This is a genomic window from Photobacterium japonica (assembly GCF_050337005.1).
GTDB classification, from domain to species: domain Bacteria; phylum Pseudomonadota; class Gammaproteobacteria; order Enterobacterales; family Vibrionaceae; genus Photobacterium; species Photobacterium japonica.
On the sequence record NZ_JAKJSN010000008.1, the window covers coordinates 20,169 to 32,977 of the forward strand.

Here is a 12,809-nt window from a genome sequence, read left to right on the forward strand (position 1 = left end):
ACGTGCTTCCATCGAGAATTCACATTTCCTTCATTCATCATGCGCAATAAATCATTCAGTGCCGACAATTCACACTTAATTTTCTAAACTATTAATAGAATATCCCATTTTAATTTCACCTTGTTACGTGCTCTCTCATTACAACATGCATAACCATCACCTTTTCTCTTTACCCACCATGACAAACCATACAAAAACGTGTCATTAAATTTTCTATAAATCAGTCACTTTACACTCAAAACCATGCGTCAAAATTAACACCTGATGATTATCTTAAATCACAATTTCATCTTATTTCTCGCAAAACAATTGATAGGGATCTCATTAGCCTTGTCAGCCATTTGATCGTGACAACCATTGAATGTGAATATTTCAACAATAACAACGTAAATTGTTTTAATCATCACAAAGGTTGCATAATGGACATTGCCACACCTAAAAAAACAGCCATAGCTACACTGCTATCTGCGCTATTCATTGCACCATCGCTACACGCTGCAACGGTTTATCAAAATGACAATGGTGACCATTTAGACGTCTATGGTGAAGTCGGCATTGGTGGCCACTTCGGTGCGGACTATTCTTCTGGCGAATTTTACAAGGATAAGAGTTTCATCGATGATTCTTTTGCCACACTGGGCGCAAAAGGGAAAAACGGTGACATTCATTACCGCCTAGAACTCGACTATGAACGCGAGAACTGGAAATACGGTACAGGTGATATGAAACTGAGCATTGATAAAATGTTCTTGGGTTATGCCTTTAATCCAAACCATTACATTGAAGCCGGTATCACAGACACAGCCTTTGATGATTATGACAAATACGGTGATTTCACGCTGGATACCACAGTAGAAACCGGTGAAGCAGGCGACCAGGCGGCAACAGTAAAATATGAAGGCCGCTTTAGCGACATCAAAGTCGGCGCTTCTTACAGCTACGATGCTGAATCAAGCTCAGGCTCATCACTGGGTGATGTGATCAACGGTTACGCGGGTTACTTTGGTAAAACATTCTCTGTGGTACTAGGGCTAGAAACCCGTAATGGTGCGGCAGGGGAATCCAAATACGGTGAACAACGCCTTGTCGGCCTTGGTGCGCGCCTTGCCGTGACTCACGACCTTTCCCTTGGTTTCAATGCCTTCTATGAGCAAGAAGACATTGCTCAAGAAAAAAATGCGGTTGATGTAACCGATCCAAACAATGAAATTCACACTTACAACGATTACCAAACCTTAGATCACGAAGGGGCATTGGTGTCGGCGAAATACGTTATCTCACCGAAATGGGAAGTAACGGGTTCTGCAAACTATGAAGCCTATGAGCACTGGGATGAAAACAGTGAGTATTGGGATGGCAAAGACAATGACTGGGGCAGCAGCCGCACATGGGGCACCTTAGGCGTGAACTATAAACCTACACGTTCGTCCTTGCTGGCCATTGAAGGCAGCATCGGTGAAGCCGCGCAAGATGTGTATGCGTACGCCCGTGTTTACTTCTAACACTCACTCTCTTTTAGCATCTTAGTGATATAGGTTTTCTATGAACAATAAACTTACCTTATTATCTGCGGCAGTTGCGACTGCCCTTTCCGCCCCTGCGATGGCGGGTATCAACGATATTATTATTTCTGAATACGTTGAAGGGTCTTCTTATAATAAGGCCATCGAAATCACCAATACAGGTGATACTAATTATACCTTCGGTAGCGATATTGGCCTTTATTATTACACCGGGTCATACCTTAATCAGATTCAGCAGTCAGATAAGTCTTCCGTACTAGAAGGTATCACGGTTCCTGCACAACAAACCGTTGTTGTTATTCACCCTGATTCTAAACAACCGTTAATTGATGCCATTGAAGCCAATGGCGCCACTTTCGTCAAAGCCGGTACCTATGATGAAGTTCGCCATAATGGTATGAACTTCACGGGTGACGACTCTGTGATGCTTGCGGCAACGAGCAATACCCTAGATAACATCCACGATATCGTGGGTGTTGGCGGTTCTGACTGGGGTAAAGACCAAACTTTCCGCCGTAATATTAATGCCCAAACACCGTCTGCTGGATACGTTTCTCGCAACTGGACTGCTCTGGATAAAGACACCTTCAGCGGTCTTGGCAGCACCGAGTTTGCACCTGAACCACCACCGCCAGTGATCGGTAAACCAACCACTGTTGGAGAAATCCAAGGTGAAGGTTCACGTTCACCACTGCTTGAAGACGGTCAATACACGTCAAAAGACTATTATGAAGTGACGGGGGTGGTTAGCGCCGTCGCCACCAGTTTCGCGAAAGGTTTCTACCTTTACGCCAACGACAACAATGAACGCACCTCTGATGGCCTGTTCATTAAAACAACAGACTCCCTACCTGAAAATTTGATCGGTCAAAACGTCACTGTTACCGGTAAAGTCAAAGAAGATTACGGCCTAACCCTAGTTGATGCTGACAACTGGCACGTCACCAGTGAAGGCTCTGCACCTACTGCGGTTGATCTAGTGAAAATCGCCAGCGACGGTGATGACTTTGCGAAAACTCTAGAACGCTATGAAGGCATGCTGGTTAATCTGCCGGCCGATATGGATCCATCAACACCTGATATCAACGAAGATATGCGTGTTTCACGTAGCTTCAGCTTCGATTTTGATAGCTTCCGTAACAACATGGTATTGGCGTACAAACGCCCTAACATGCAGCCTAACCAAGAGCATGTGGCGGGTAGCCAAGCGTCATTGGATCATTCTGCGGAAAACAACAATTTCCGTTTATATGTAGAAACCGATCAGAAAGCCCCTAACGGTGAGATCCCCTACTACCCGAATTTCAAAACAGATCCACAGAACAACTACATTCGCATTAACGACAGTGTGGTGGGTCTAGAAGGTGTTGTTCACTACTCTTTCGGCAACTTCCGCCTAATTGCGACGAACATCGTTGATGGCTCGAACTTCAAGCACAACACAGATCGTACGGATGCACCTACACTGAACGACAGCACTGACGACAATGCCTTTGCCGTTCGTTTGGCGACTCAAAACGTACTGAACTACTTCAACTCCCCTTACGGCGGTGCGGATAACCAATTTGGTGATAACCGTGGTGCAGAAAGCCAGCTTGAATTTGAACAACAGCAAGCGAAACTGGTTGAAGCCATTTATGCACTGGATGCCGACGTCATCGGTTTGATGGAAATCGAAAACAATGGCTTTAACGACATCGGTGCTATCAGCCAATTCGTGAAAGCGATTAACGCCAAATACTACGAAGAAGACTACTCAGATAAAGACGAGCCGGAGTCAAACCATAACCGCTATGCATTCATTGGCTTTGATTCAAACGGTGATACCATTCTGGATGAGCTAGATTCGGTCGGTGGCGATGCCATCACATCCGGTTTGATCTACCGTCCAAGCAAATTGTCACTGGAGTCTTCTCGTATCATCGAAATGCCACGTCAGGTTGCACCTATCATCACCGATGAAAACGGCACAGCGCTGGTGGATAACAAAGGGGAAGTACGTGAAAACGGTAAGAACTATCAACGTAATTCCGTTGCGGCGACCTTTAAACTTCACAACACAGGTAAAACGCTGACCGTTGCGGTTAACCACTTCAAGTCAAAAGGTTCGACGTGTTGGGAAGATTGGCAGGGTTGGCAGAACTGGGACGACTTTGACACCGTAAAAGACGATGTGAAAGATGCTGACTTCCAGGGTTCTTGTGAAGCGTTCCGCGTTGCAGCCGCTGTCGAACTTGGTCAGCAAATGACCAAAATCGGTGGCGATCAGGTTGTGATGGGGGACTTCAACTCTTATGGCCAAGAAGATGCCATGCTTGTGCTAACGAAGATCCCATCAGATCTGCCTGAAGGTAAAACGATCCGCGCGGCACGTGATACCTTCATCGGTCACAAGCCACAGTTTGGTGCATCTGGCGCTGAGATCACCCAGTCATTCGGCTTCTTGAATGCCGTGGCCATGAAAGATGCAGAGAAGAAGCAGTCAAGCTGGAGCTACTCGTACAACGATGAAATTGGTTCATTGGACCACGTACTGGTAACGCCATCACTGAAAACGAAACTGATTGATGCCGCTGACTGGCATATCAATGCCGCGGAGTCATCACTGTTTGACTATGAAAATAGCTACAAAGATACCGTTTGGGGGAATAACCCGTTCTACGCAGAAACACCGTTCCGTTCTTCGGATCATGACTCTGCAATCATTGCACTAAGCTATGAGTACGGTGAAACTGACGGTAAACCGGTTGTACTGGCAGCGAAGAGCGGCCGTATGGAGGTGGCTTACCCTATCAACCTAGAAAACGCGAAAGCCGGTGACATTGCAACAATCCAGTTCTCTCCAACACCGGAAGACATGGACAGCGTAGCCTTACCACAAATCACGCTAGAAAAAGACGGCAAACAAACTGTCTTCTTTGATGTGAACGGTGTTGATACCGGTCGCTACAACGTGACGATGGCGCTAACTCGTCCTGCAGAAACAAAAGCCGCAAGTACTGATCTTGCAGATGCGAAAGTCGTCATGACCGTCGATGTGGTAAAACGTGATTCACTAGAGCCTGAAATCACTATTCCACCGTATGACGGCACAGGCGGTGGCGGTTCAACGGGTCTTCTTGGTTTGATCTCTCTGCTTGGCTTGGGCTTTATGCGTCGCTTGCGTAAATAACCTTCAACCAACGTCATAAACAAAAAGAGGCTGAAATCAGCCTCTTTTTTTATTCCTACTTAATAGTCATATCAAGATGCAAGGCTTCGCGTGATTATTGCGACACGCTCATTGATTCACTTTCAGGCTGTCCCACCAAAGATGCCCACTCTTCGGATAAGGGTTGATCACAAATAATCGCATCAATGGCACTGAGGCGACATACCGCCGCTTTTCTTACCACACCGATTTTGCTGCTATCGACCACTAAGATAACAGTTTGCGATTGCTTCATGGCTTGTCGCTTATAAGGAATTTCCGTAAGCGCATGACACGTGACCCCTTGCCGGCGATCGATACCCGCTGCCGACGCAAACATAATATCAATACGCAGATCATCCAGTTCATTATTCTCTGAAATTGGATAAAAGTGATTACATTGCGAATCAAACCCTCCCCCACATAATATAGGGTGGCAATTAGGCTTGTTTTTTAAGGCTAAAAATACATTTAAAGAAAAACACACACCCGTGAATGAAATATGCTCATCGATCGCATGAATTATATGCACAATCGTCGTGCCATTATCAAAAAAGACTGTATCATTATTTCTTATATAGGCCGCCGCACACTTCCCAATTTCACTTTTCTCTCGCACATGGCTTTCATGTTGCTCGTATAAGCAGTAGGTATAATCATCTTCATGCCTTTGATTATTAATGATATACCCACCAATCACACTTAATCCTGCGAGAGGTTCAATCAAATCTCGCCGTAATGTCATTTCAGAGACAGAGAGTGCTTCGGCGGCCTGTTTTAAATGGATTTTTTCTTTGCGATGTAACAACTCCACCAGTTGCCGGATCCGTTTCTCCTGCTTAGTTTCCATCATGACGCTTCCTGTTCAATTATTATTATCTTTTATTAATCTGCAAATTATACCAAGTCGGAAATGAATATTAATCAACGATATTCAGCAGTGTGACTTAGGCCATCATCTCCTTTTACTGGGTATTCTCTATCCGACGGAATGAACGAGTCAAAACAGGCTCAATCATACTCAGCACTTTTCTTTGCCAGTAATAAAAGCCCGTTATGTTTACTAATCGTTAACAATGCGCATCCGAACTGATAGAGTCTACGTTAATGATATGTAACCGATCCGTCAGCTAGGATGAGACGAACCATGAGCATAAAAAAGACCTTTTCTCGAAAACCTTGGATACTGTCAGTCTTAATACTGATTGTCATTGCACTCTGGCTGTTGAGCGGATTGGGCACCTCTTCTTCAACGGACGATAAAGAAGGGACATCCACAGAGAACGCAACCACTAATAGCAATAGCAATACCACAAGCCAAAAAGCCATTCCCTTGGCGACCGTGAAAGTGGGGCAGTTTCATACACAGCCTGTCACCCGTACCCTCTCCTTGTATGGCCGTACCGCGCCTAACCGGCAGGCCACGCTGGCAGCAGAAGTCTCTGGTACTATCGATACATTACTGGTCCAAAAAGGCCATGCTGTCAAAGCCGGACAAGCCTTGGTGAAACTGGATAAAGCTGACCGTGAGTTGCAGCTAAAACGCGCCCAAGCCTTACTAAAAGTCCGTAACCAAGAATACAAAGCAGCCCAATCATTGCGTAAACGGGGCCTGCAAGGTGAGGTGGCATTAAGTAAAACAGAAGCGGCATTGGTAGAAGCCAAAGCCGCTTTGCGTAGTGCACAAATAGCCCTTGATAACACTGTGATCTACGCACCGTTTGACGGGATTTTAGAATCGTTATATACCGAGAAAGGTGCCTATGTCGGTATTGGCGATCCGGTTATCAATATCGTGGATTTGGATCCCTTAGTCATTAGCGCTGATATTAGCGAACGCCATGTCGACAGTGTATTCAAAGGCCAAGACGCCACCGTGGAATTGGTCTCTGGTCATCAAACACAAGGGAAAGTGCGTTACCGCGCCTCGGTCGCCTCCGTGAATACCAACACCTACCCCATTGAGGTCGAGATCAGCAACCCCGACATGCGCTTCACTGCCGGTACCAGCACCAATCTGGAACTCGTTCTTGAAACCCAAGATGCGATTAAAATGACCCCTTCTATGCTCGCGCTGGATGAAGCTGGCAACCTAGGGATCAAAACCGTCGTCGATACCGACAAAGTCAAATTCATTCCGATTGCGGTGGTGAAAGTCGAACCTGACGGTGTATGGCTGGGCGGTACCCCGAATCCTGTTGATGTCATTACTGTCGGTCAAGGCTTTGTCCGCGATGGTGATAGCGTGATCCCAACACACGAAGACGGGAGCCAATAATGCATAGCTTGATCGATGCGGTCCTGAGCCGCTCTCGCACCATGCTGACGCTGTTAGTGTTAATCCTCATTGCAGGGGTGATCACCTACAAAATCATCCCCAAAGAATCTAACCCTGATATCACCATCCCAATCATTTATGTCTCCGTGTCACACCAAGGGATCAGCCCGGATGATGCCGAAAGGTTGCTGGTGCGCCCATTAGAGAGTGAGCTGCAGTCAATCGAAGGGATCAAGAAGATGACAGCCACAGCGTCAGAAGGCCACGCTTCGGTTGTCTTGGAGTTCAATGCTGGCAGCGACATTGATCTCGCCCTCACTGACGTGCGTGAAGCGGTGGATGTCGCAAAAAATAAATTACCCGAAGACAGCGATGAACCCACAGTCAATGAAATTACGTTGGCCAACGAAGTTCCCGTGCTGTCGATGGTGCTTTATGGCACCGTACCAGAGCGCACCACCATCCAAATAGCGCGTAAACTGCAAGACAAACTGGAAAGCTTTCGCCAAATATTAGAAGTTGATATCGCCGGTGATCGCCAAGATGTGGTGGAAGTCATTGTTGATCCCCTCCTGATGGAAAGCTACGGCTTAGACCAGCAAGATGTCTTCAACTTAGTGTCGCGCAATAACCGCGTGGTCGCAGCAGGCTTCGTCGATACAGGATACGGCCGCTTCTCTGTCAAAGTCCCGTCGGTGTTTGAATCACTCAAAGACATTCTTGATCTACCGATCAAAGTCGATGGTAACACCGTTGTCAGCTTTGGTGATGTGGCCACCATTCGCCGAGCGTTCCGTGATCCGAACAGCTTTGCTCGCCTCAACGGGGAAAGCGCAGTCGTATTAGAAATTAAAAAACGCGCGGGCGAAAACATCATTGAAACGGTGGAGATCGTCAAAGCCGTGATGGCCGAAGCGCAAAAGCGCGACGAATGGCCAGATAACCTGTTAGTGGAATACACCCTTGATAAATCGAAAGAGGTCAACAGTAACCTGACCGACCTGCAAAATAACATCCTGTCAGCCATCATTTTGGTGGTGGTTGTTATCCTCGCTATTTTAGGCGCACGCACCGCTTTTCTGGTAGGTATATCTATTCCCGGATCGTTCTTAACCGGACTATTGATCCTCGCCATGAGCGGGATCACCATCAACATGGTCGTCTTATTTGGCCTGATCATGGCCGTCGGCATGCTGGTGGACGGCGCCATTGTTGTCACCGAATACGCCGATCGCCGTATGCAAGAAAATATCCCGCCAGCACAAGCGTACCGTGAAGCCGCCAAGCGAATGGCCTGGCCAATCACAGCCTCAACCGCGACGACACTCGCCGCGTTTGCTCCCCTACTCTTCTGGCCAGATACCACCGGCGAATTCATGCGCTATTTGCCACTCACACTCATTGCTACATTGTCAGCGTCCCTCATTATGGCGCTCTTGTTTGTACCCGTGCTCGGCCAAGTATTAGGTAAACCCCAATACGTTAGCCCCAAAGAACAAGCACGCAAACAAGCGATAGAACAAGGCCAATTCGACCAAACGACCGGTATCACTAAGTTGTACCTCAACAGTCTGGCTATCGCGATTCGCCACCCTCTGAAAGTATTGGCCGGTGCGATTGTGTTTGCTATTGGGGTCGGTTTTGCCTATGGCAAAGCCGGTTTGGGGATGGAATTCTTCCCTGATGTCGATCCCTCTCGATTCACCGTGAATGTCCGTTCTCATGGGGATTTATCTATCTATGAAAAAGACGCCTTAATCAAACAAGTAGAACAACGCTTACTCGGCCATAAAGGGATCAAAAGTGTCTACACCCGCACAGGGGGCAGCGGCAGGATCGGCACCCTGCAATTCAGTGCTGCTGACTGGCAAGACCGTGAACCGGTCAACGCCATCATTGAAGATATGCGTGAACAGGTACGTGATCTGCCCGGCATTGAGATCGAATTTAAAACCGAAAATGCAGGCCCATCGGGGGGGAATGATCTCGAAATCGAAGTCGCAGGCACCCATCATGCCGCCATGCAAGATGCCATCTTTCAGGTGAAACAATGGCTATCAAGCCAGCCCGCCTATACGAACCTGTCAGATTCTGGGGATAAACAAGGCATCGACTGGCAAATTAATATTGATCGTGATGATGCCGCACGCTTTGGCAGCGATGCCACCTTGGTCGGCAACACCGTTCAATTTGTCACGAATGGCCTAAAAATTGGTGACTTCCTCCCGGATGACACCGATGATGACGTCGATATTTTAGTGCGCTACCCACAAGACAAACGGGACATTGGGCGCTTTGATGAACTACGGGTGAAAACTGTGTACGGCATGGTCCCCATCACTAACTTCTCCGACATTACCCCGGCACCAAAACAAAACACCATTAACCGCACCGATGGCAAACGGGTGTTAGAAATTTTTGCGGATATGTCTGAAGGCTACAACTTAAGTCTTGAACTGCCAACAGTAACAGCCGCCATTGAAGGCATGACGTTCGCCGATGGCATCGAGGTCAAGATAAAAGGCCAGAATGAGGATCAGAACAAGTCGATGGCCTTTCTGCAATATGCCTTCTTGGTCGCATTAGCCGTAATGGGCCTGATTTTAGTGACCCAGTTCAATAGCTTTTACCAAGCGTTACTGATCCTAAGTGCGGTCTTATTTTCTACCGTCGGGGTGTTCTTAGGCTTACTGATCTTCCAACGACCGTTTGGCATTGTCATGTCCGGCATTGGTGTCATTGCGCTGGCGGGGATAGTGGTGAACAACAACATCGTGTTGATCGACACCTACAACCAGTTGAGAAAGGACGGCTTAGACAAAATCAACGCCATCATGCACACAGGAGCTCAGCGCCTTCGCCCTGTCATGTTAACCACCGTGACCACGATTTTGGGATTGCTGCCCATGGTATTGAAAATGAATATCGACCTAATCAACCGCAACGTGGAATTTGGGGCACCGAGTACCCAATGGTGGTCGCAACTCGCTACCGCTATCTCTGGGGGGCTCGCCTTTGCCACCGTACTCACGTTGGTCCTCACACCGTGTTTACTGATGCTAGGCCGCGATAAATCGCCCGAGGAAAACGCAGAATCGACACCACAGCGTGCACAACCACACAGCGCTGATACACACGTCGCACACCCGTCAGCGAAAACGGTCTCGCGATCAGAAACCAGCATCGCGCAACCTGCATTGCAAACGGCATCCACACACGGTGACCCCGCTGAAATTGTTCAGCAAGAGCTCCGCAAGGCGTTCACCGCCTCATCGCCACATACCTCATTGGAGAGAGGCGAAGAGTCAGCCCATTAACGCACCAAAGTGGGACGCGAGTCGTCCCACCTTCCTCCCTCACATAAATGATCTTCTTTCTCGCTTCAATGCACCTCTCACTTCATGTGGCTATCAGCGCGGCACGAAGCGGGCTTATCGCCTATGATTAAAAAGATCTCATCGTTATTACCACTCAGCCCGTAACAATAGTGATGTATTGGCGAATTGACTCGCCGATTGATTTTGCTACCGTGAGGGCTAACCCATGAGTCTGAAGTCTGCGTTAGAAAAACTCGAACCCGCTTTTGAACCTGGCGGAAAATACCAGAAATGGCACGCGTTGTATGAAGCGGTTGCCACCTTGCTATATACCCCCGGTCAAGTGACCCAAAGCCATACCCATGTGCGCGACAGTATCGATCTTAAACGGATCATGATCATGGTGTGGCTCGCAGTATTCCCCGCGATGTTTTGGGGTATGTATAACGTTGGTCAGCAAGCCATGATGGCTCTGCATTCTATTTACTCCCCAGAACAACTGGAAGCGATTGTTGCAGAAAACTGGCGCTACAGTGCCACGCTCGCGTTAGGCGGCAGCCTGGCAGAATCCGCTGGCTGGGGCAGTAAAATGCTACTCGGTGCCATGCACTTCTTACCTATTTACCTCGTCGTATTTCTGGTAGGGGGATTCTGGGAAGTATTGTTCGCCATGGTACGAAAACATGAAATCAATGAAGGCTTTTTTGTCTCTTCAATTCTGTTTGCGCTTATCGTGCCGCCGACATTACCATTATGGCAAGCCGCTCTCGGTATCACCTTTGGTATTGTTGTCGCGAAAGAGATCTTCGGCGGAACAGGACGTAACTTCCTTAACCCCGCACTCGCAGGCCGTGCTTTTCTCTATTTTGCCTATCCGGCACAAATTTCCGGAGGTTTAGTCTGGACTGCCGCCGACGGCTACACGAGTGCAACGCCCTTAAGCCAATGGGCAGATAACGGGCAATCGGCATTAGTGCACAACACCACCGGAGAAACTCTGACTTGGATGGATGCCTTTGTGGGTAATATTCCCGGTTCGATAGGTGAAGTGTCTACCCTGTTCTTGCTCATTGGGGGTCTTATGATCATCTTCATGAAAATCGCTTCTTGGCGCATTGTCGCAGGGGTCTTGTTGGGGATGGTGTTCACAGCCAGCCTGCTCAACGCGCTGGGTTCAGACACGAACCCCATGTTCTCGATGCCTTTCTGGTGGCACTTAGTGTTGGGAGGCTTTGCATTCGGGATGCTGTTTATGGCGACCGATCCGGTCTCTGCCGCCTTTACCAACAAAGGGAAATGGGCATATGGGATATTGATTGGGGTGATGACGGTGTTTATTCGCGTGGTGAACCCCGCCTATCCGGAAGGGATCATGCTAGCGATTCTGTTTGCTAACTTGTTTGCCCCGCTGTTCGATAACCTCGTGACACGGGCCAATATTCAGCGTCGACTAAAACGCCGACCGATCAAATAACCCAAAGGTGCAACGGGCATTTTTTCATGTAATCACACCGCTTAACGCGTCGCTGTACTCTGACACGTTAGGCGGTTTCATTAGAACAGACTATCGATAAAAATCATCGGCTCTTGATAGCGGACTGCATACCCCTCATCAAGCAACTCATCAATCAGATCATCGGCCATTTCAACAAAGGCTTCGCTCAGTATGTCGCAAACGGCTTCCCCCCCTTCGGTAATGGCTAACGCAGAAAACCACAATTTTACATTCATCCCCAAGCCTGACACCTGACGATAAATGTGTTCACTGTCTTTACGCGCAATATTCACGATCAACGTCGATAATGCCGTTGCAATCCCTAAACCGCGAAAATCCGCTTTCACATACAGAGTATGCAACGCAATTTCGTAATACAGCTCGGAGGATTTGGTCGGGAAACGGTGGTCTTCTAAATATCGACTAAACGTCGCAAGGGCGATCAGTTCACCTTGGTGATACACCGTCAGTGCAATGTCATTTTCTTGCTCTGACTGACGGTGCAACGGAGAATACATAACCGTCTCTTGGGAGGCTGCTTGCGAAAGTGCAGAAAACGCCGCGTAGTCGCCATCTAACCCGTTGATATCAGGCAATGCACTCTGCAAAGGGTTGATCAGGATAGACGCATTATCTATCGACAACGTCGGCGTCAACGCAGAAAATGACAAATTAACCAGTGACGTTAACGCTAAGCTATTGAGCACAGGCGAGGCGCAATGGCCTGTCGGTGTCATCACGCCGAGCGCGTCGACACTGAACACATCGTGTCCCCCTTCAGCCGTATGCGCGTCGTACAGCCAACACGTTTGTTCATCGGCACTGCGTTGCTGAATCACGGCGAGTGCATCAGGCAGAGCGTCATACTGCCCCGTCAGTGCGAACTCACTGTCATTTTTGATAAAGATTTGATATCTAAACGCTTTCATCCGCTTCGCCGCCCCATCTTTCGTGACTTCAGTTTATCAAAATTTAACGATAACAAACGGCATATCGCGATAAGTTG

Annotated in this window: 7 protein-coding genes; 5 read left to right on the plus strand and 2 right to left on the minus strand. The window is 48.0% G+C overall.

The features are described from left to right. Window positions 1–419: 419 nt before the first annotated feature. Together L4C36_RS01705 and L4C36_RS01710 are read left to right on the plus strand one after the other, a co-directional pair. Window positions 420–1,502, plus strand: a complete 1,083-nt coding sequence (locus L4C36_RS01705) for a TonB-dependent receptor (RefSeq protein WP_428476054.1) — start codon at window positions 420–422, stop codon at window positions 1,500–1,502. A gap of 40 nt (window positions 1,503–1,542) precedes the next feature. Continuing rightward, the gene (locus tag L4C36_RS01710) at window positions 1,543–4,695 is read left to right on the plus strand and encodes an ExeM/NucH family extracellular endonuclease (protein ID WP_428476055.1); all 3,153 of its coding nucleotides are present in this window, start codon (window positions 1,543–1,545) and stop codon (window positions 4,693–4,695) included. A 94-nt stretch (window positions 4,696–4,789) separates the two neighbouring features. Here the strand turns inward: L4C36_RS01710 and deoR are convergent, their stop codons facing one another. Beyond that, complete coding sequence (gene deoR / locus L4C36_RS01715) at window positions 4,790–5,566, minus strand: DNA-binding transcriptional repressor DeoR (RefSeq protein WP_428476056.1); 777 nt, start codon at window positions 5,564–5,566, stop codon at window positions 4,790–4,792. Window positions 5,567–5,860: 294 nt separating this feature from the next. Here deoR and L4C36_RS01720 point away from each other — a divergent pair, with 294 nt between their 5' ends. From L4C36_RS01720 to L4C36_RS01730, 3 genes are all read left to right on the plus strand, one after another. Next, the gene (locus L4C36_RS01720) at window positions 5,861–6,991 is read left to right on the plus strand and encodes an efflux RND transporter periplasmic adaptor subunit (RefSeq protein ID WP_428476057.1); all 1,131 of its coding nucleotides are present in this window, start codon (window positions 5,861–5,863) and stop codon (window positions 6,989–6,991) included. Continuing rightward, the gene (locus L4C36_RS01725) at window positions 6,991–10,308 is read left to right on the plus strand and encodes an efflux RND transporter permease subunit (RefSeq protein ID WP_428476058.1); all 3,318 of its coding nucleotides are present in this window, start codon (window positions 6,991–6,993) and stop codon (window positions 10,306–10,308) included. The genes L4C36_RS01720 and L4C36_RS01725 overlap by 1 nt, the downstream gene beginning before the upstream one ends. A 226-nt stretch (window positions 10,309–10,534) precedes the next feature. Beyond that, window positions 10,535–11,782, plus strand: a complete 1,248-nt coding sequence (locus L4C36_RS01730) for an NADH:ubiquinone reductase (Na(+)-transporting) subunit B (RefSeq protein WP_428476059.1) — start codon at window positions 10,535–10,537, stop codon at window positions 11,780–11,782. Window positions 11,783–11,862: 80 nt separating this feature from the next. Here L4C36_RS01730 and L4C36_RS01735 read toward each other — a convergent pair whose 3' ends face one another. Beyond that, entirely contained in the window at window positions 11,863–12,732 is an 870-nt protein-coding gene (locus L4C36_RS01735; protein ID WP_428476060.1) for a GNAT family N-acetyltransferase, read from the minus strand. Between the last annotated feature and the right edge of the window lie 77 nt (window positions 12,733–12,809).